An 18,367-nucleotide genomic window follows, 5' to 3' on the forward strand; every position below is an offset into this window, starting at 1 on the left:
CCTTGATTTTCATGCCCTTTGATGGTTGGTACGGCTTTTGCAGCTAGGGGAAGGCGGGCAGGGCGCCCGTTAACCAGGAGAGTGCGATGAGTTCCCTTGCCATGACCGCGGAATCCCCGCTTGCCGGCGCCGAACAGGCGCTGAACCTGACCCGTTCCGCCTGCGGCAAAGTCGCGGAGATGGTCGCCGCCGCCGGCAACCCCGCCTTGAAATTGCGCATCTACATCAGTGGCGGCGGTTGCGCCGGGTTCCAGTACGGCTTCGCCTTCGACGAAAACTGCGCCGACGACGATCTGCGCTTCGATACGGATGGCGTCACGGTGCTGGTGGACGGAACGAGCCTGCAATACTTGCGTGGCGCCAGCGTGGATTACGAAGAAGGGCTGCAAGGCTCGCGCTTCGTCATCAACAACCCCAATGCCGCGTCCAGCTGTGGCTGCGGCAACAGCTTCTCGGTGTAGCCCCATGGCCAACCTGCCCACTTGCATCGTCATCAACGACACCACCTTGCGCGACGGCGAGCAGACTGCCGGCGTCGCGTTCACGGTGGGGGAAAAGTGCGACATCGCCCTGGCGCTCGACCAGGCCGGCGTTCCCGAACTCGAAATCGGCATTCCGGCCATGGGCGAGGCCGAGATCGAGTCCATCCGCGCCGTAGCGGCATTGCCGCTGCGGGCCGCGCTGATGGTCTGGGCGCGCATGTGCGCGAGCGACATCGCCGCCGCGCAACAGTGCCCGGTCGACCTCATCCACGTTTCGATCCCGGTCTCCGACATCCAGATTCACAACAAACTCAAGCGTGATCGCGACTGGGTGCTGCAGCAGATCGAGCGGTATGTCCGGCAGCTGGCCGACGCAGGCCATCGCGTCAGCGTCGGAATGGAAGACGCATCGCGCGCCGACCCGGACTTCCTGCGCCGGGTGGCTCAAGCCGCAGAACGCGCCGGCGCCGAGCGCGTACGCTTCGCCGACACCCTCGGCCTGCTCGATCCCTTCGCCACTTTCGAGCATATCGCGCGGCTGCGCGCCGCGATCGGCATCGACATCGAGATGCACGCCCACAACGATCTGGGACTGGCGACGGCCAACACGCTGGCGGCCGTCCGCGCCGGCGCCGGCCACGTCAATACCACGGTCAACGGCCTTGGCGAGCGCGCGGGCAACGCGGCGCTGGAAGAAGTGGTCATGGCCTTGCGCCACGTCCATGCGCGCGAGACCGGGGTGCACACGCCGGCCCTGCCGGGACTGTCGGAGCGGGTCGCCCGCGCATCGGGCCGGGCGATCGCCGTCGACAAAAGCATCGTCGGCGCCGCGGTGTTCACCCACGAGGCCGGCATCCACGTCGATGGCCTGCTCAAGAATCCGGCCAACTACCAGGGCTTCGACCCGGCCGAGCTGGGGCGCCGCCATACGACGGTCCTCGGCAAACATTCCGGGACCCATGCCGTCGCAGGGGCTTACGCGGCGCTCGGTCATCCGGTCTCCCTCGCACTGGCGCAACAACTGCTGCCGCGCATCCGCGCGCACGTCGACCGCCTGAAACGCCCCCCCAACCCCGGCGAGCTGTGCAGTCTGCTCGACGGCGAAGAAACGGAGCCCGGCTTCCATGGATAAATTGATGCAACGCATGGCACGCCTGTCGTCGATAGAAGACTTTCTCGGCTTCTTCGACCTGCCTTACGATATGGCCGTGGTCAATGTCAGCCGCCTGCACATACTCAAGCGTTTCTATCTCTATCTGCGCGCAGAAGACACAGCCCGACAAAGCGAAGAAGAAGGCTATCAGTGCTGCCGCCGCCTGCTGGCGCGGGCCTACGACGATTTCTTGCACACCACGCCGGCCGAAGCGAGGCTGTTCAAAGTCTTCCACGGCGGTGCCGTGCAGCAGATTCCACTGGAACGGGTGCGCGCAAGCTTGCCGCAACGCAACAACGGAGCGCACGAATAAGCGACAAGGACTCCCGCAATCGCGCCAGTTCGCTTAGCATGGGAGATTGACCTCAACCAACGCTACCCATGAACGCCCCGCACGATCTACCCGCTTTCCTGCGTCGCGCAAAGCAAGCCAGCTACGCGGCCGGCGGCGACGCCGCCACGCCGGCGCCACTCCCCGATATGCAGCAACTGGAATTCCGCGACGGCGACTTCAGCTATCGCGATGTTTTCGCTGGTTCGACCCATTTCGCCGGCCAGGAAATCGTCTACCAGTCAGAACGCGCGGCCTGGGCCATGAGTTACTCCGGTGGCCTCGCACACGATGTCGACGCGGCGCTCGCGCTCGAGGTCTACGCCTTTCTGCGCGAAGCCCTGCGCCGCCAGCCGCTGGACATGCCCTTGCGCGGTCCCGCCCTGTTCGGGCAGGACGGCTTGCGCTACGATTGCCGCACGACCGGCACTCTGGAATGCTTCCACGGCACCGAAACCATCCGCCAGGGCATGCAGACGCTCTATACCCTGCACTTCAGCGGGGGGTGTCTTGCCTGAAGGCCGGGCCGGCCGTATGAAAGCCCCCGGTTTTCTTCTATAACGGACTGTTGCGCCCTGCAGAGGTAACACCATGGTTTCATCCCGTCTCGCCCGCCATGCGCTGGCATGGCTGCTCTCCGTCGCCCTGTTTGCCGCGCCGGCCTTCGCGCAGGAAGCCGTGCGCGTTTCATCCAAAATCGATACCGAGGGCTCGCTGCTCGGCAACATCATCGTGCAGGTGCTCGAGGCCAACGGCATCAAGACCCGCAACCAGTTGCAACTGGGCAACACCAAGGTGCTGCGCGCCGCCATCGTCGCCGGCACCATCGACATCTATCCCGAATACACCGGCAATGGCGCGTTCTTCTTCATGGACGAGAAGAATCCGGTCTGGAAGAATCCGGCCTCCGCCTACGCCCGGGTCAAGTCCCTCGACCTGAAAACCAATCGCATCGTCTGGCTCGACCCGGCGCCGGCAAATAACACCTGGGCCATCGCCGTGCGTCGCGACCTGGCCGCGGCCCACCATCTGAAGACCATGAGCGATCTCGGTCGCTGGATCGCCGCCGGCGGGCGCTTCAAGCTGGCCGCTTCGGCCGAGTTCATCGAACGGCCCGATGCCCTGCCTGCCTTCGAAACCGTCTATGGCTTCAAGCTGAAACAGGACCAGTTGCTGACCCTGGCCGGTGGCGACACGGCCGTCACGATCAAGACCGCGGCGGAGCAGACTTCGGGGGTCAACGCCGCCATGGCCTACGGCACCGATGGTCCACTGGCCGCGCTCGGGCTGGTGACGCTGGCCGACGATAAAAACGTTCAGCCCATCTACGCGCCGGCCCCGATTGTCCGCGCCGAGGTCCTGGCCCGCCTGCCCGGCATCCGTCGCGCCCTGCGCCCGGTGTTCGCCGCGCTCGACGGCCCGACGCTGCAGACGCTCAACGCCCACATCGCCATCGAAGGCCGCGACGCGAAGCAGGTGGCGGCTGACTGGCTCAAGAGCAAGGGCTTCGTGAAATAAACCGGTGCCTCCCTTTTCGCAACGCAAGCATGACCGGGTGCTACTGGCGCTGACGCTGCTGATGCTCGCCAGCCTCTACGCCTGGCCGCTGCTGACCTGGGCGCCCAACCGCCTGCTGACCGGGCACGCCCTGCCTTGGAGCCGGCTCGCGAACGGCTGGCACCCGTTGTTGTGGCTGCCGGGAATGCTCTTGTTGCCCGCCTGGGCGTTGCGGCCTCGCCGCCTCGTGTGGCTGGCGACGGCACTGGCCGCCGCCGCCCTGCTCGCCGGTCTGTGCGGGCTGGCGGGTGCGGTAGCGGCTGAAGAGGCCGCTCGCACCCCATTCGGCCGGACATCCTTCGGCGCGGCGTTCTGGAGCATGGCGCTATTGTGCTGGCTCACGGCCGCGCATTGCCTGACGCGGCTTTTTCCGCGCCACAGCTCGCGCAGCATCGCCCACCTGCTATTGTGGGCCCCGCTGGGACTGTTGCTGGCAAGCGGCCGGATGGACGAATTGTCAGTGCTGAAGGAATACGCGAACCGGCAGGATGTGTTCGACGATGCCTTGTGGCGGCATGTGCAGATCCTGCTCGCCACCCTGCTGCCCGCCATTGCGACAGGCTGGCCTCTCGGCTTGCTCGCCTTCCGTCGCCCCGCCTTGCGCCAGGCCCTGTTCGCGGTTCTCAACATCATTCAGACCATCCCGTCGATCGCCCTGTTCGGCCTGCTGATCGCACCGCTGGCCTGGCTCGCGCAGACCAGCCCCTGGCTGGCCCGCGCCGGCGTCGGCGGCATCGGCATGGCGCCGGCCGTGATCGCACTGGCATTGTATGCGCTGCTGCCCATCGTCCGCAGCATGGTCGCCGGACTGGAGCAGGTGCCTGCGGCCGTGGTCGAGGCCGCGGCCGGGATGGGGCTGTCACAGCGCCAGATCCTGTTGCGGGTCGAGCTTCCGCTCGCGCTGCCGGTCGTTCTGGCCGGAATCAGGATCACCGCCGTCCAGACCGTCGGCATGGCCTCGGTCGCCGCGCTGATCGGCGCCGGCGGATTCGGCGCCATCATGTTCCAGGGGCTGGCCGGCAGCGCGCTCGACCTGGTGCTGCTCGGTGTGATCCCCGTCGTCGCGCTCGCCGTCGTGCTGGATGCCCTGTTCTCCTTTTTCGAATCCTTGCTGGAAATCCGCCCATGATCGAATTCAGCCGCGTCAGCAAACGCTATCACGGCAGCCTTGCCGTCGACGCGCTCGATCTCGTCGTCGGAGAAGGGCAGTTCACCGTACTGCTGGGCACCTCGGGTTCGGGCAAATCGACCACACTCAAAATGATCAATCGCCTGGTCGAGCGCGACGAAGGCGAAATCCGCTTCGCAGGCAGGGACGTTCGCCACTTCGAACCGCAGGATCTGCGGCGGCGCATGGGCTATGCCATCCAGTCCGTCGGCCTGTTCCCGCACTGGACGGTCGAGAAGAACATCGCCACCGTCCCGCAGTTGCTCGGCTGGTCGTACGCCCGCACTGCCGCACGCGTGCACGAATTGATGACGATGCTGCAGTTGGACCCGGGGCGCTTCGCGCGCCGCTATCCGCACCAGTTGTCGGGCGGGCAACAGCAGCGGGTAGGCGTGGCGCGCGCGCTCGCCGCCGATCCCGAAATCCTGTTGATGGACGAACCTTTCGGCGCGCTCGATCCCGTCACGCGCGCCGCGCTGCAAACCGAGATCGGACGCATTCATCGCCAGACCGGCCGCACCGTAGTCATGGTCACGCACGATCTGGACGAGGCGCTCGGACTGGCTACGCACATCGTATTGATGAACCAGGGAAGAATTGAGCAGCAGGGAACGCCGCTGGAGATACTATCCGGCCCCGCCAGCGATTTCGTGCGCGACTTTGTCGGCCGCAGCGATATCGGCATCCGGCTGCTGGCGCTGGAGCGGGTGGCACAGCACACCCGGACTGGCGAGATCCTCCCCGGCGAACCGCTGCTCTCGCACAACACCTTGCGCGAAGCGTTGTCGGCCTTTGTCGCACGCCGGGTCGACCGCCTGCCGGTGGTCGACGAACAGGGATGCCCGGCCGGCACGCTGCATTTCTCCGATCTGATCGATGCCCGTCATGATGCGCGCTGAGCCCTGGTGGCGCGACCGACTGCTGTGGAGCGCGATGGCGCTGCTCGCGCTGGCACTTGGCATGCCGCGGCTGGGGCCCCTGTTTTCGGCGCTCTATCCGGAGCTGGACCGCCCGATCTATCAACAGGACAGTTTCGTCGACCTGCTGCTCGCCCATATCGCCATGGTTCTCGGCTCGAGCGTGCCGGCGGTGGCACTGGGCGTCGGCGCCGGCATCGCGCTGACCCGGCCGTGGGGACGCGAATTCCGGCCACTGGTGGAAACCGCGGTCGCGATCGGCCAGACCTTTCCTCCTGTCGCCGTGCTCGCAGTCGCCGCGCCGCTGATCGGTTTCGGTGTCCGTCCGGCCCTGATCGCACTGCTGCTGTACGGTCTGCTGCCGATACTGCAAGGCACGCTTGCCGGACTGGCGACCGTTCCTGCAGCCAGCCGCGAAGCGGCGCAAGGACTCGGCATGAGTACACGCGGCATACTGTGGCGGATAGAACTGCCACTGGCGGCGCCGGTCATTCTCGCCGGCATCCGTACATCGGTGATCATCAATATCGGCACGGCCGCAATCGCCTCGACCGTCGGTGCCAAGACGCTCGGCTCGCCCATCATCGTCGGGCTGAGCGGTTTCAACAGCGCCTATGTGATTCAGGGCGCACTGCTGGTAGGACTGCTGGCCATCGTGGCGGACCAGGCGTTCGAACGGGCGGCGCGGCGGCTCGGACACTGGCGTGGGGCGGGCACGGCCGTCTAGGAAGCGGGGCGCGCGAGACGGGCCGGTTCGAACATGACAAGCAGTATGCCCAGCATCAGCGCCAGCGCCCCGCTCCAGAAATACACCGGCGGGCTTTCTCCGAACAGCAGATAACCGAGCAGGGGCGAGAACAGCAGCAGGCTGAAGCTGCCGCTCTCCACCGCACTGGCGTCGCCGATGGCATAGGCGCGGATATAGCAGAAATAGACGCCGAGCGAGGAGGCGGCGGCCACCGCCAGCACCGGCCACTGCGCAAGCACGGCCAGCCACTGTGCAGCCGGCAGGCGAAAACCGCAGGCCGCGCCGAACACCAGAAAATTGGCTACGTAGCTCCAGAAAATGATCGCGCTGGTCGACTCCTTGCCACTGGCCTTTTTCAGCACCACGCCCAGCATGGCCTCGGACACGGCAGCGCACAGCACGACCCATACCGCCGGGTCCGGACCGCCGACCGATGGGCGCACGATCAGCAAGACACCGCCAAAGCCCAGCAGCACGCCCAGCCAGCGCAGCCAGTGCGCGCGCTCGCGCAGGAACAGCGCCCCCAGCGGCAGCATGAACAGTGCCGCGCTCATCAGGCAGGCGTTGGTCACGGCCAGGCTCAAGCGGCTGATCGCGTAGGCCGCGCACCATGCCGAAATGGCGGTAAACACGCCGCGGATCAAATGCAGCTGCGGCCGGCGGGTGGCGATCGGCCGGCCTCGCCGGACCACGGCAAACAGCAGTAACGCGCCAACGACCAGGCTGGCGCGCGAAAAGACGATCTGGGCGGCGGACAGTCCGGCCATGGCGAACACCCGGTTGCAGGCCCCCTGAACCGACCATGCCATCATCGCGCATACCACCCACACGATGCCGCGGGTATTATTGTTAGTGATGAACGTCGCTTGCATACGTTTTCCCGGCGCCATGGCGCTCACCCTTTCAGGCAGCGGCAAAGGAGCCCCATGATTCTGTTTCTGGATTTCGATGGCGTATTGCATGGCTGGAGCCAGCCCGCCTTTCAACAGGTTCCGCGCATCGACGCGCTCCTGCGCGATCACCCCGACCTCGAGGTGGTCGTCACCAGCTCCTGGCGGCACAGCGAAACCCTGGAGCAACTGGCCGCCCATTTCGCCCCTGAGCTCAGACCGCGCTTCGTCGGGGTGACGCCGAACAGCCGCGGCGCCCAATCGTACACCCGCTACCACGAAATCCTCGACTATCTGGAGGCGAACGGGCAGGACGAGTGGTACGCGCTGGACGACTGTGCGGCCTTCTTTCCGCCCGGTTGCCCGCGCCTGCTGCTGTGCGATGCCGCCCGCGGCTACGATGCGGCCACCGACAAGGTGCTGCGCCGCTGGCTCAAGCGTGCCGGCGTCTGATCCGCCACGATCCCTGCGGGCAGGCGAAACGCTTGCCCTGACCTCGACCACCTACTATAGCGGAACCCCGGTATGGCCACCACAAACCCCATGCATGCCGCCATCTGCCGCATCGTCGCCGCCATCCCCGACGGTCGGGTGATGAGCTATGGCGCCGTCGCGCGCGCCGCCGGTTTTCCGCGCCATGCACGGCATGTGGCACACGCGCTGCGTCTGTGCCCGGACCCGCTGCCGTGGTTCCGCGTGGTCAATCATCGCGGCGGCATCGCCGCGCGCGGGCTGAACGGCGAAGACGATCTGCAGCGCGCGCTGCTCGAGGCGGAGGGCGTGGTTTTCGATGCCTCCGGGCATATCGATCTTGCCCGCTATGGCTGGCCCGGCCTCTGAACCCGGGCGGGACCCTATCGCTAAACCGCTGATTCCTTTATAATTCCGACCCTTTCATCGCGCGCCGCCCGAGGAATGTATGAGCCTGTTGCCGCACCAGCTGGAACTGCTGTCCCCTGCCAAAACCGCCGAAATCGGGCGCGAGGCCATTTTGCACGGGGCCGATGCGGTCTATATCGGCGGTCCGAGTTTCGGCGCGCGCCATAATGCAGGCAACTCCACGGCCGATATCGCCGCGCTGGCCGAATTCGCGCATCGCTACCATGCCCGCCTTTTCGTCACGCTCAATACGATTCTGCACGAGGCCGAGCTCGAACCGGCCCGGATTCTGATCCATCAACTCTACGATGCCGGCGTCGATGCGCTGATCGTGCAGGACATGGGGATCACCCTGCTCGACCTGCCGCCTATCGCCCTGCATGCGTCGACACAATGCGACATCCGCGACGCGGAGCGTGCACGCTTTCTCGCCGACTGCGGGTTTTCGCAGCTGGTTCTGGCGCGCGAACTCGACCTCGGCCAGATCCGCCAGATCGCGGCCCGCGTCGCCGCCGACACCACACTCGAATACTTCGTCCACGGCGCGCTATGCGTGGCCTTCTCGGGACAGTGTTATATCAGTCACGCCGAAACCGGACGCAGCGCCAATCGCGGCGACTGCTCGCAAGCCTGCCGCCTGCCGTATACGCTGACCGACGGCAACGGCGGCGTGGTGGCTTTCGACAAACACCTGTTGTCGATGAAGGACAATAACCAGGGGGCCAACCTCGAGGCGCTCATCGACGCCGGCGTGCGCTCGTTCAAGATAGAAGGCCGTTACAAGGACGTCGCCTACGTCAAGAATATCACCGCCCACTATCGCCGCCTGCTCGACGAGGCGATCGAGCGCCACCCGGGCCTCGCGCGCGCCTCGAGCGGCACGAGCGAAATCCTGTTCACGCCCGATCCCGACAAAACGTTCCACCGCGGCAGCACCGACTACTTTACCCACGGTCGCCAGGACGATATCGGCGCCTTCGATTCGCCTAAATTCGTCGGCCTGCCGCTCGGACGCGCGCGCGCGGTGGCGCAGGACAGTTTCGACATGGTCGCCACTTCGCCGCTGGCCAATGGCGACGGCCTCAACTTCATGCACAAGCGGGAAGTGATCGGCATACAGGTCAATACGGCACAGAAAATCGGCGACGATACCGGCGGCGGTCTATGGCGTATCCAGCCTAACGAGACCGCGGCGCTTGCGCTGCTCAAGCCGGACATGGAGATCATGCGCAACCGCGACCATGTGTGGGAGCAGGCCTTGCAGAAAGCCTCCGCGCAGCGCCGTATCGGCCTGTGGGCATGCTTGCGCGATCACGCCGGCGGCTTGACGCTGGTTCTGACCGACGAGGACGGCGTCAGCGTCGAAGTCGATGCCGGGATGGCGCTCGAACCGGCGCGCGATGCCGAACGCGCGCGTTCGGCGCTGCACGACAGCCTGTCCCGCTTCGGCAACACCGCCTTTGTCGCGCACGAGGTGCGGCTGGAGCTGCGGCAGCCGTGGTTTGTCGCCGCCTCCGCCATCAATGCCTTGCGCCGTCGTGCGATAGAGCAACTCGAAGCCGCACGCCTCGCCGCGCACCCGCGCCCAACCCGCAAGCCGGCGGTCGAGCCGCCGGTTCCCTTCGGCGAGCGCACTCTCAGCTACCTCGGCAACGTCTACAACAGCCGCGCCTGGGACTTCTACCGCCTGCATGGCGTGGAAGTCATCGCTGCCGCCTACGAGGCCCATCAGGAAGCGGGCGAGGTCAGTCTGATGATCACCAAGCATTGCCTGCGCTTCGCCTTCAACCTGTGTCCGAAACAGGCCAAGGGCGTAACCGGCGTCATGGGGCAGGTGCGGGCCGATCCCATGACGCTCAAGAACGGCAACGAAAGCTATACCCTGCGCTTCGAATGCCGTCCCTGCGAAATGCATGTGATGGGCAGCATGAAAAAATCGATACGCCAATCGCCGCCCCCGTCGGAGGTGCCTGCGCAGCCCATGACCTTCTTCGCGCGGCGCAGCTAGGCCTCCATCCGGCGCGGCCGCCGCCTACGACATGCCCTGGTAGCGTCCGGGGCGGTGATTGACCGCCAGTACGAGATTAAGCGCCACCGCACCGGCCACCGAGCAGGCGATAAGCCGTGGTTCGACGACAAACAACGATGCCAGCACGATGGCCACATCGACGGCCATCTGCAGCTTGCCCGCGCGGATGCCATGTTTGTCTTGCAGATAGAGAGCGACGATGTTCACACCGCCCAGGCTGGCCTGGTGCCGGAACAGCATCAGAAAACCGGCCCCCATCAGCAGCCCGCCGAGCACGCTGGCATAGAGCGGTGCCAGCGTATCGATGCGGATGAAGTGCGGGTGCAACTCGGTGAATAGAGAAACCAGGGCGATGGCGATGAAGGTCTTGATCGTGAAGCGCCATCCCATCCGCTTGATCGACAGATAGTAGAAGGGCAGATTGATCACAAAAAACACGATGCCAAAACGCAGCGACGTGATGTAGTGCAACAGGAAGGCGAGCCCGGCGGTTCCGCCGGTCAGCAGACCCGCTCGCCCGTAGAGAGCGGCACCGAAGGAAACGAACAAGGTGCCGATGACGATGGCCTGTACGTCCTCAAGCAGTGTGTGCCGCGAAATGGCGTTCGACTCGGCTGCGGAGTCGGGACTGGGGGTGTCGGTCATGGTTGGCTCGATCAGTGAACGGTGGAGTCAATAGCGGGATCACGCTCCCGCGCTTATCCCGGGCTATTAGCAATAACCATTCCACCGCCAACGATAATGCCCTGATTTACCCCCGAAACAGGGGCGAAACGCTCCGGCCACACCCAGAATTTTGAAACTTATTGTCTTTAATCGGCATTTCAAAGCACGATCATGCCCCCGACATCGACCCAAGGCCGAGGGTGCCGCCATCGTCGCTCAAACAGCCTCGCCAGGGGCAAAAAACAGGCTGGGCGGCACGCCCAGTTCGCGCTTGAACATGGTGGCGAAGGCGTTGGGGCTGGCATAGCCGAGATCGAGCGCGACATCGAGAACGCGCTCGCCACCGGCCAGGCGCTCCAGCGCCACGAGCAGGCGCGCCTGGCGCCGCCACTGGCCAAAGGTCAGACCGGTTTCGCGCAGAAAGCGGCGTTGCAAGGTGCGCGGATCGATGGCTATCGACGCCGCCCACGCCTGCACCGATCGTCCGTCGTCCGGTTGCGCCAGCAGATCGTCGCACACGCGGCACAAGGGTGGCGTGGACGGCCGCGGCAAGGATAGCGCAAGCGCCGGCAGGGTACGGATCTCGGCCAGCAGCAAACGCATCAGCAAATCGTCGCGCGAAGCGACGGCGTAGTGCAGCGGGACATGCATGGCGGCGAGCATCAATTCGCGCAGCAGCGGCGGAATGCCGACCACGCGGCACTCGTCGGGCAAGCCTTCCAGCGCGTCCTCGCGCACATAGATGGTACGCATGCGCACGCGGCCGACCATCCGCACCCGATGCCAGGTTCCGATGGGCAACCACAGTCCGCGCGTTGGCGGCACGATCCAGCGCCCCTGCTCGGTGGTCACCACCATGACCCCGGAGACGGCATACAGCAGCTGTGCCGTCGGGTGCCGATGCCGTTCCGCTTCGCCCGGCAGATGATCGTATGAGCGGGCGACCACCGGCGCTTCGCCGCGGTCCTGTTCATGCCGGCTGGGAATCGTCATGCACCGCCTCTTTTGATGAGATTATCGCCCTGTTTTCGCAGGACTGGCATTTATGTCATTGCTACTATAAGCCATCCGCAACTGGAATACGTCTCAACACCATGAACACGACGACTACGACGCTGACTCGGAATCCTCCCGGCAAGACCTGCTTCGATGTGCTCGGCGGCATCAGTCTCGCGCACTTTCTCAACGATATGCTGCAATCGCTGATCGTGGCGCTCTACCCCTTGCTCAAAGGCAACTACCACCTGAGCTTCGCCCAGATCGGCCTGATGACGCTGACCTACCAGTGCACCGCCTCGCTGCTGCAGCCTCTGGTCGGCATCTACACCGACAAGCGGCCACTGCCGTACTCGCTGGTCTATGGCATGGGGGTGACCCTGTGCGGCCTGCTGCTGCTATCCTCGGCGCACAGCTTCGGCTTGCTGCTCGCGGCCGCCGCCCTGGTCGGAACCGGCTCGTCCATCTTCCACCCCGAATCCTCGCGCGTGGCGCGGATGGCATCGGGCGGGCGTTTCGGGCTCGCGCAGTCCCTGTTCCAGGTCGGCGGCAATGCCGGCACCGCCACCGGTCCGCTGCTGGCAGCGCTGATCGTGCTGCCGCTCGGCCAGCCGGGCCTGGTCTGGTTCGCCCCGGTCGCGCTGCTGGCCATGCTCGTACTGTGGCGTATAGGCGGCTGGGCGCGACTGCAACATCGCAACGGCGCCAAACGCGCAGCCGGCCCCAGCCATTCGCTATCGCCGCGGCGCGTGCTGTTCTCGCTCGGCGTACTGGTGATGCTGCTGGTTTCCAAATATTTCTATCTGGCCAGCCTGACCAGCTACTACACCTTCTATCTGATGCAACGCTTCGGACTCGGCATGCGCTCGGCGCAACTGCATCTGTTCGTCTTTCTGTTCGCCGTGGCGGCCGGAACCGTGCTCGGCGGCCCGATCGGCGACGCTGTCGGCCGCAAGCGCGTGATCTGGTTCTCCATCCTCGGCGTCGCGCCATTCACGATGCTGCTGCCTTACGCCAACCTGGAATGGACCGGCGTCCTCAGCGTCATCATCGGCTTCGTGCTGGCATCGGCATTCTCGGCGATTCTCGTTTTTGCCCAGGAACTGGTGCCAGGCAAGGTCGGCATGATTTCAGGGCTGTTCTTCGGACTCGCCTTCGGCCTGGGCGGACTCGGGGCCGCGCTGCTGGGCGTGACCGCCGACAGCCACGGCATCGTCTTCGTCTACCGGCTTTGCGCCTGGCTGCCGCTGATCGGCATCGTCACCGCGCTGCTGCCCGATCTGCACCGGCGTGCCTCGGCCGCGGCCGCCTGAGTCTTCCCGGCTAAGGCCAGATCGTCTGCAGCAACTGCGCCAGCCGGGCGCCTGCGCGGGCCAGTTGCCGACGATCGATGTCTTCGCGCATCCGCTCGTAGCCGTCGGGCAGTCGTGCCGACCAGGCCGCGTCGCCACCCCGCCCCTCCCGCACGCCAAAAGCGATGCCGGCAAAGGCTTGTGCCGATAGCGCCACCGTCTCGTCGGCCCAGACCCGCGGCCAGGCAGTGTTGTCGCCGGGCGTCGGCGCCACTCGGCGTGCCAGCGGCAACAGCGTGTCTAGGGCCCGCTCGGGACCGAAACGGCGCGGGACGCTGTCCCACAGCGCATGCAGCGAGCCGTGTCCAAGCCGGATGGCGTTGCCGCCCCGGGTGTGCGTGGCCGGATCGTCGCCATCGCGGTCGGGGTCGACCATGGCGCCGTCTGCATCCAGATAGACGGCGCCGACATGCAGGGGCTGGTGCATGTCGCCGACCAGATGCGCGAGCAGCAGCAGCGCCTCGCGCGGCCCGGCGATGGAAAACGGCGCCGGTGCGCTGCCCCCGCGCAGGACGAGGACGGCGGCCGATACCGCAGCGACCACATCATGGTCGCTGCTGCCGGCCGCTCCCGGCAGGTAAGCGCCGCGCTGCCAGGCGATATCGCTGTAGTGGTATTGCCGATGGCACGCTTCTTCGCCCGCTCCCGGCCGGCATTGGCTATCGTTGCGCCGCACGAAATCCACCATCTCGGCTTCGTATTGCGGCGTCTCGAACACGGCGCACTCCGGATAATGGCGCGCCGGCGCGTAAGCATAGCCATCGGCGGCGCGCACCACGCCTTTAGCGCAGTCGGCCCACAGCGCCGCCGTGCGCAAGGACCATGGCCCGAGCAGGCTGCGGGTCTGGCCGGCTGCGTGGCTCCCGGCGATCAGGACGTCGGCGATGGCGCCTGCACTCTGATGCCCTGCGGCTCCCCAGCCCAGCGCAGAAGCGGACACGACACTCGACAGGGCAAGACCGGCAACGCGACACAGAATAGACATGCTGTTTCCTCTGGATAGCGGCAAGCGCCGCGCGATCAGCGTAAGCAAACGCAAGCGCAGGCGCTGCTGTCCGAAGGACCAGAGGGAAAGGCGAGAATGGCGGGGCAGGCATCCGCACCGCACGCGGACGGTTTGCTCAGCCGCGCACGGTGATGGCGCCGGCAGCGGCCAACTCGTCCAGCAACGCCGCAGTGGCGCGGCCGGTGGCACAGAAAGGGTCGAAACTCGCCTTGTCCGAATACTTCAGCAGCAGGGAGAGGTTGATCTTGTCGAGCCGGACCCGGCCCATCGTCCAATCCGAAAACCGGCGGGCGCCGATTTCGGCATAATCCAGCAGCGTCAGCTCCTTGTGCCGGGGGTCGCTCTGGATTCTCGCGTACAGGCGATTGACCTCTTCGCGCCCACCTTCCAGTGCCTGCACGAAGATGGCGTCGCTGTAGCACAGCACGCCCGTGATGCCGTGGGCCGGGTTATAGCTGCGCGCGGCAGCCAGAACCTTTTCCGTCAAATCGTTGTCGATCGGCGCCAGCGATCGGCTCGCATAGATCAATCGCACCAGCATGCTTACTCCCGTCGTGAGATCAGCGCGAGAAATTCGCGCCGCAGATCGGCGTCGCGAAGGAAGGATCCGCGCATGACGCTATTGATCATCTTGGAATCCACATCCTTCACGCCGCGCCAATGCATGCAGAAATGGTCGGCTTCCATCACGATGGCAAGACCGTCCGGCTGCAATTTGTCCATCAGCAGACTCGCCACTTGCGAAACCGCCTCTTCCTGAATCTGCGGCCGGCTCATAATCCAGTCGATCAGGCGCACGAACTTGGACAGCCCGATCAAATTGGAGTGTTCGTTCGGCATGACGCCGACCCACACTTTGCCGACGATAGGGCACAGGTGATGCGAGCACGCGCTGCGCACCTGGATAGGCCCGATGATCATCAACTCGTTGAGACGTTCGACATTGGGAAACTCGGTCACCGCCGGCATGGGGTGATAGCGGCCGCGGAACACTTCCTGCACGAACATCTTGGCCACGCGCCGCGCCGTGTCCCGCGTGTTGTGGTCGTTCTCGGTATCGATGACCAGGCTTTCCAGCACGGACATCAGACCGGCCTGGACCTCGCCTTGCAAGGCGGCAAGTTCGCCCTCCTCGATGTAGTCGGCAATATTGTCGTTGGCATGAAAACGCGCACCAGCCGCTTGCAGCCGTTCGCGAATGCGTGCAGCGACCGGAGCGATGGCGGGGGAGTCAGATCGAAGTGATTTGTTAGACATATAGATCGAGAAAATCGATATCCGGTTTCATGTGGATAATCCAATTAATTTACTACATGGTAGATAAATTTACCAATTCACACTCAAGCGGCGCCGCGCACAATCGCGGCACAATCGGCAGGGGTCAAATTCTGCCGCTCGCCCAAGGCGAGGCGGCCATGGCGCTGCAATTGCGCCTGCACCGCCCGCGCAGCCGCGTCCGCATCGTCGACACCGTAATCCGCGAGCCGGGTCGCCACGCCGCAGGCCTCGAAAAAATCGCGGGTGCGGTTTATCGCCGCCCGGGCGACGGCTTCGTCCTCCCCGCTCAAGCCCCATACCCGGCGCCCGTACTGGGCGAGTCGCTCGCGCTTGGCCGCCAAGCCATACTCGAGCAGACTGGGCAAGATCAGCGCCAGAGTCTGCCCGTGGTCGATACCGAACAGCGCCGTCAACTCATGGCTGATCGCATGGGCGGTCCAGTCCTGCGGCCTCCCGGCCCCGACCAGGCCGAACATCGCCTGATTGGCGGCCCACATGAAGTTGGCCGCCGCAGCCATATCGCCTGGGTCGGCCAGCAAGGGCGGCGCGACTTCGATCAGGGTCTGGAGAATGCCTTCCGCCAGCCGGTCCTGCAAGCGCGAGTCATTCGCATAGGTCAGATATTGTTCGGTGGTATGCACAAAGGCGTCGACCAGGCCATTGCCCAACTGCCGTGGCGGCAGGCTGCGACAGACGGCGGGGTCCATCACGCAACAGCGCGGAAAAACCAGCGGGTTCTTGAACGAAATCTTGTCCTTCGTCCCGCGCCGGGTGATCACCGAGGTGAAATTACTCTCCGAGCCGGTCGCGGGAAGCGTCAGCACGCATGCGATAGGCAAGGCGGCAGCCAGCGAAGTGCGGTTGCCCACGATCAGCCAGGGATCGATATCGGTCGGCAGTAAAATAGCGGCGGCAATGAATTTGGCTGCGTCCAGAACCGAGCCGCCACCGACGCCGAGTATCCAGTCCACGCCGTTGCACCGCCCCTCGGCCACCGCCACCAGCAGGGTTTCGTACTCCGGGTTGGCTTCGACGCCGGCAAACTCGATCACCTCGCGCCCTGCCAGCGCCGCCATGACCTCGGCGTGAACGCCATTGCGCCGGATGCTGCCGCCACCGGACACCAGCATCACGCGTGCCCCGGCCGGAATTTCATCGGCGAGACGAGCGATCTGCCCATGGCCGAAATGGATACGGGTCGGGTTATATACGCTGAAATTATTCATTTTGAGTTGCCCTTGCAACAGAAGCGCCCGCCGCCGGCTTTGCGCTGCCTTGGGCTGGCTGCTGCAGTTTACACCCGCCGCCGCAGACGGTGCCGGGCTTTATTCATATGCCATTAAGGGCTAGAGTGGTTACACCTTTTCCCCCACGCTGTGAGCTCATGGAAACAGAACTCAAACTCAGCCTCGGCAAGAGACATAATGCGGCATTCATACGCGGCATGGAGACGCTGGCAGCGGTGATGGAAGGCCCCGCCGACTCGCGCTTGCGAGACGTCTATTTCGACACCCCCGACCGGGATCTGGCCCGGCGCGACTGCGGCCTGCGCATACGCCGCCGGGACGGTTGCTACTGGCAGACACTGAAGCTCGCGCAATGCGCGGGTGGCGGCCTGCATGCGCGCGAGGAATTCGAGGCGGAAATCGCCGGCCCGCGGCTTGATCCCGAACGGATCGAGCATGCGCCGACGCGCGACTGGGCACTGATGCAGGGAGCGGCGCTGGACGCGGTTTTCGAAGTCCGCCTTCGCCGCCGGCGCTGGCTGCTCGACTACGCATCGGCCCGCATCGAGGTGGCTCTGGATACAGGCAGCATACACGCGGGAGAGCGGCGCGCCGAAATCAACGAGATCGAGCTCGAGTTGCAGGCAGGCCCCGTGGATGCTCTGTTTGCCCTGGCGATCGAGCTTGCGCAGTCCTTGCCGCTGATACCCGAAACCGGCAACAAGGCCGCACTTGGCTACGCCTTGTTGCGTGGCGCCGGCACCCCCTCTCCGAGCGCTGCGCAGATTCCCCCGCTGTCCCCGCACATAAGCCCGTCCGAAGCCATCGCCGCGATGGTGCGCGAAGCCATGCGCCATCTTTTGGACAACCGGCGCGCCCTGGAACACGGGGCCGACCCGGTCGAGTGCGTGCATCAGGCCCGAATCGCACTGCGGCGCCTGCGCCTGGCCGTCGCAGAACTCAACCGCATCGCCCCGGCGGAGGATCAGGCCGAACACGCCCAGGCGCTGGCGGACTGTTCGCTCAAACTCGGTGCCGTTCGCGACCTCGACGTCTGCATGCATGAGACGTTGCCCTCGCTCAACGGGGTCGATCTCTGCGCGCTGCACCCGGAACTGGAACGCCAGCGCGTGCTGGCGATGCGGCAGGCGCGCGCCGCGCTGGCAACCCCCGCATTTGCCCGCCTCTTGCTCGTCTTGCTCAGGCAGTTGCACCGGGCCGCGCTTGAAGCCGCCGACCGCCGCCTGCCGCTTCGCGATTTCGTGCCACGCCTGCTCGAGCGCCATGACCGACGCGTACGGCGGCTCGCATGCGACTGGAAACAGCTCTCCGGGCAGAGACGGCACGAATTGCGCAAGCGGGTCAAAAAGCTGCGTTACTTGAGCGAATTTTTCAGCGGGCTGTACCGCGCGCGCGCGGTACAGCGTTACCTGCCCCTCTTGCAAAGGCTGCAGCAAGAATTGGGGGCAGACAACGACGCCATCATCGCGGGTAAACTGCTGACCAGCCTGGGGCGGCGGCGACCGGCGCTGGCCGCCGCGGTCGAGACGACCTTGCGCGCGCTACGGGAACGCGAAGCGGACACCCGCAGGCCCGGGCAAGATAAAAACGTACGCCTGCTCGCGCGCCGCGACGGTTTCTGGAAAATCCGCAGCGCACGGGGGCACGGAAAAAGGTAGCCCCCTGTTC

General features: G+C 65.3%; 20 protein-coding genes. 13 read left to right on the top strand and 7 right to left on the bottom strand.

What is annotated here, in order from left to right; all coding sequences use genetic code 11:
* The first annotated feature begins 101 nt into the window (after positions 1 to 101).
* From erpA to G520_RS0106780, 8 genes are all read left to right on the top strand, one after another.
* A complete protein-coding gene (gene erpA / locus G520_RS0106745; protein WP_036665647.1) occupies positions 102 to 461 on the top strand; it encodes an iron-sulfur cluster insertion protein ErpA in 360 nt (119 codons plus the stop codon).
* Between the two features lie 4 nt (positions 462 to 465).
* Positions 466 to 1,614 (top strand): homocitrate synthase, encoded by a 1,149-nt coding sequence (gene nifV, locus G520_RS0106750; RefSeq protein WP_028534987.1) that lies wholly within the window; start codon positions 466 to 468, stop codon positions 1,612 to 1,614.
* Positions 1,607 to 1,948, top strand: coding sequence for a nitrogenase-stabilizing/protective protein NifW (gene nifW / locus G520_RS0106755; RefSeq protein ID WP_028534988.1), 342 nt, complete (start codon positions 1,607 to 1,609; stop codon positions 1,946 to 1,948). The genes nifV and nifW overlap by 8 nt, the downstream gene beginning before the upstream one ends.
* Positions 1,949 to 2,016: 68 nt before the next feature.
* Positions 2,017 to 2,484 carry a DUF5680 domain-containing protein gene (locus G520_RS0106760; protein WP_028534989.1) on the top strand — a complete coding sequence of 156 codons (468 nt, stop codon included), beginning with the start codon at positions 2,017 to 2,019 and terminating at the stop codon, positions 2,482 to 2,484.
* Positions 2,485 to 2,557: 73 nt separating this feature from the next.
* Positions 2,558 to 3,484, top strand: a complete 927-nt coding sequence (osmF, locus tag G520_RS0106765; protein WP_028534990.1) for a glycine betaine ABC transporter substrate-binding protein OsmF — start codon at positions 2,558 to 2,560, stop codon at positions 3,482 to 3,484.
* A gap of 4 nt (positions 3,485 to 3,488) precedes the next feature.
* Positions 3,489 to 4,652 (top strand): ABC transporter permease, encoded by a 1,164-nt coding sequence (locus tag G520_RS0106770; RefSeq protein ID WP_028534991.1) that lies wholly within the window; start codon positions 3,489 to 3,491, stop codon positions 4,650 to 4,652.
* On the top strand, positions 4,649 to 5,590 hold the full coding sequence (locus G520_RS0106775) for an ABC transporter ATP-binding protein (RefSeq protein WP_028534992.1): 942 nt from the start codon (positions 4,649 to 4,651) through the stop codon (positions 5,588 to 5,590). The genes G520_RS0106770 and G520_RS0106775 overlap by 4 nt, the downstream gene beginning before the upstream one ends.
* Positions 5,577 to 6,335 carry an ABC transporter permease gene (locus G520_RS0106780; protein ID WP_028534993.1) on the top strand — a complete coding sequence of 253 codons (759 nt, stop codon included), beginning with the start codon at positions 5,577 to 5,579 and terminating at the stop codon, positions 6,333 to 6,335. Before G520_RS0106775 ends, G520_RS0106780 begins: the two co-directional genes overlap by 14 nt.
* Here G520_RS0106780 and G520_RS0106785 read toward each other — a convergent pair.
* Positions 6,332 to 7,228, bottom strand: coding sequence for a DMT family transporter (locus G520_RS0106785; RefSeq protein ID WP_028534994.1), 897 nt, complete (start codon positions 7,226 to 7,228; stop codon positions 6,332 to 6,334). The two genes, G520_RS0106780 and G520_RS0106785, sit on opposite strands and share 4 nt — an antisense overlap.
* 54 nt (positions 7,229 to 7,282) lie before the next feature.
* On the opposite strand from G520_RS0106785, the gene G520_RS25205 reads away from it, so the two are divergent.
* From G520_RS25205 to G520_RS0106800, 3 genes are all read left to right on the top strand, one after another.
* Positions 7,283 to 7,699, top strand: a complete 417-nt coding sequence (locus tag G520_RS25205) for an HAD domain-containing protein (RefSeq protein WP_051229165.1) — start codon at positions 7,283 to 7,285, stop codon at positions 7,697 to 7,699.
* 72 nt (positions 7,700 to 7,771) lie between these two features.
* Positions 7,772 to 8,086, top strand: a complete 315-nt coding sequence (locus G520_RS0106795; RefSeq protein WP_028534995.1) for an MGMT family protein — start codon at positions 7,772 to 7,774, stop codon at positions 8,084 to 8,086.
* Positions 8,087 to 8,165: 79 nt separating this feature from the next.
* Positions 8,166 to 10,133 (top strand): peptidase U32 family protein, encoded by a 1,968-nt coding sequence (locus tag G520_RS0106800; RefSeq protein WP_028534996.1) that lies wholly within the window; start codon positions 8,166 to 8,168, stop codon positions 10,131 to 10,133.
* A 24-nt stretch (positions 10,134 to 10,157) separates the two neighbouring features.
* Here the strand turns inward: G520_RS0106800 and G520_RS0106805 are convergent, their stop codons facing one another.
* Positions 10,158 to 10,799 (bottom strand): YitT family protein, encoded by a 642-nt coding sequence (locus G520_RS0106805; protein WP_051229167.1) that lies wholly within the window; start codon positions 10,797 to 10,799, stop codon positions 10,158 to 10,160.
* A 237-nt stretch (positions 10,800 to 11,036) separates the two neighbouring features.
* Positions 11,037 to 11,813: an AraC family transcriptional regulator gene (locus G520_RS0106810; RefSeq protein ID WP_028534998.1), complete on the bottom strand. Its 777-nt coding sequence runs from the start codon at positions 11,811 to 11,813 to the stop codon at positions 11,037 to 11,039.
* Between the two features lie 101 nt (positions 11,814 to 11,914).
* Between G520_RS0106810 and G520_RS0106815 the strand changes: the two genes are divergently transcribed.
* A complete protein-coding gene (locus G520_RS0106815) occupies positions 11,915 to 13,129 on the top strand; it encodes an MFS transporter (protein ID WP_051229169.1) in 1,215 nt (404 codons plus the stop codon).
* Between the two features lie 10 nt (positions 13,130 to 13,139).
* Here the strand turns inward: G520_RS0106815 and G520_RS0106820 are convergent, their stop codons facing one another.
* From G520_RS0106820 to G520_RS0106835, 4 genes are all read right to left on the bottom strand, one after another.
* Entirely contained in the window at positions 13,140 to 14,153 is a 1,014-nt protein-coding gene (locus G520_RS0106820; protein WP_028535000.1) for a S1/P1 nuclease, read from the bottom strand.
* Positions 14,154 to 14,289: 136 nt separating this feature from the next.
* A complete protein-coding gene (locus tag G520_RS0106825; protein ID WP_028535001.1) occupies positions 14,290 to 14,715 on the bottom strand; it encodes a BLUF domain-containing protein in 426 nt (141 codons plus the stop codon).
* A 2-nt stretch (positions 14,716 to 14,717) separates the two neighbouring features.
* Positions 14,718 to 15,431, bottom strand: coding sequence for a GTP cyclohydrolase I (gene folE / locus G520_RS0106830; protein WP_028535002.1), 714 nt, complete (start codon positions 15,429 to 15,431; stop codon positions 14,718 to 14,720).
* 83 nt (positions 15,432 to 15,514) lie between these two features.
* A complete protein-coding gene (locus G520_RS0106835; RefSeq protein ID WP_028535003.1) occupies positions 15,515 to 16,678 on the bottom strand; it encodes an iron-containing alcohol dehydrogenase in 1,164 nt (387 codons plus the stop codon).
* A gap of 158 nt (positions 16,679 to 16,836) precedes the next feature.
* Between G520_RS0106835 and G520_RS21890 the strand changes: the two genes are divergently transcribed.
* A complete protein-coding gene (locus G520_RS21890) occupies positions 16,837 to 18,357 on the top strand; it encodes a CYTH and CHAD domain-containing protein (protein WP_051229171.1) in 1,521 nt (506 codons plus the stop codon).
* Positions 18,358 to 18,367: the final 10 nt, after the last annotated feature.

This window comes from Paludibacterium yongneupense DSM 18731, assembly GCF_000422925.1.
GTDB lineage: Bacteria > Pseudomonadota > Gammaproteobacteria > Burkholderiales > Chromobacteriaceae > Paludibacterium > Paludibacterium yongneupense.

Excerpts from the sequence above, each read along its gene's own strand:
- erpA (WP_036665647.1), top strand. The coding sequence starts at position 102 with ATGACCGCGGAATCCCCGCTTGCCGGCGCCGAACAGGCGCTGAACCTG.
- nifV (WP_028534987.1), top strand. The coding sequence starts at position 466 with ATGGCCAACCTGCCCACTTGCATCGTCATCAACGACACCACCTTGCGC.
- nifW (WP_028534988.1), top strand. The coding sequence starts at position 1,607 with ATGGATAAATTGATGCAACGCATGGCACGCCTGTCGTCGATAGAAGAC.
- G520_RS0106760 (WP_028534989.1), top strand. The coding sequence starts at position 2,017 with ATGAACGCCCCGCACGATCTACCCGCTTTCCTGCGTCGCGCAAAGCAA.
- osmF (WP_028534990.1), top strand. The coding sequence starts at position 2,558 with ATGGTTTCATCCCGTCTCGCCCGCCATGCGCTGGCATGGCTGCTCTCC.
- G520_RS0106775 (WP_028534992.1), top strand. The coding sequence starts at position 4,649 with ATGATCGAATTCAGCCGCGTCAGCAAACGCTATCACGGCAGCCTTGCC.
- G520_RS0106780 (WP_028534993.1), top strand. The coding sequence starts at position 5,577 with ATGATGCGCGCTGAGCCCTGGTGGCGCGACCGACTGCTGTGGAGCGCG.
- G520_RS0106785 (WP_028534994.1), bottom strand. The coding sequence starts at position 7,228 with ATGCAAGCGACGTTCATCACTAACAATAATACCCGCGGCATCGTGTGG.
- G520_RS25205 (WP_051229165.1), top strand. The coding sequence starts at position 7,283 with ATGATTCTGTTTCTGGATTTCGATGGCGTATTGCATGGCTGGAGCCAG.
- G520_RS0106795 (WP_028534995.1), top strand. The coding sequence starts at position 7,772 with ATGGCCACCACAAACCCCATGCATGCCGCCATCTGCCGCATCGTCGCC.
- G520_RS0106800 (WP_028534996.1), top strand. The coding sequence starts at position 8,166 with ATGAGCCTGTTGCCGCACCAGCTGGAACTGCTGTCCCCTGCCAAAACC.
- G520_RS0106805 (WP_051229167.1), bottom strand. The coding sequence starts at position 10,799 with ATGACCGACACCCCCAGTCCCGACTCCGCAGCCGAGTCGAACGCCATT.
- G520_RS0106810 (WP_028534998.1), bottom strand. The coding sequence starts at position 11,813 with ATGACGATTCCCAGCCGGCATGAACAGGACCGCGGCGAAGCGCCGGTG.
- G520_RS0106815 (WP_051229169.1), top strand. The coding sequence starts at position 11,915 with ATGAACACGACGACTACGACGCTGACTCGGAATCCTCCCGGCAAGACC.
- G520_RS0106820 (WP_028535000.1), bottom strand. The coding sequence starts at position 14,153 with ATGTCTATTCTGTGTCGCGTTGCCGGTCTTGCCCTGTCGAGTGTCGTG.
- G520_RS0106825 (WP_028535001.1), bottom strand. The coding sequence starts at position 14,715 with ATGCTGGTGCGATTGATCTATGCGAGCCGATCGCTGGCGCCGATCGAC.
- folE (WP_028535002.1), bottom strand. The coding sequence starts at position 15,431 with ATGTCTAACAAATCACTTCGATCTGACTCCCCCGCCATCGCTCCGGTC.
- G520_RS0106835 (WP_028535003.1), bottom strand. The coding sequence starts at position 16,678 with ATGAATAATTTCAGCGTATATAACCCGACCCGTATCCATTTCGGCCAT.
- G520_RS21890 (WP_051229171.1), top strand. The coding sequence starts at position 16,837 with ATGGAAACAGAACTCAAACTCAGCCTCGGCAAGAGACATAATGCGGCA.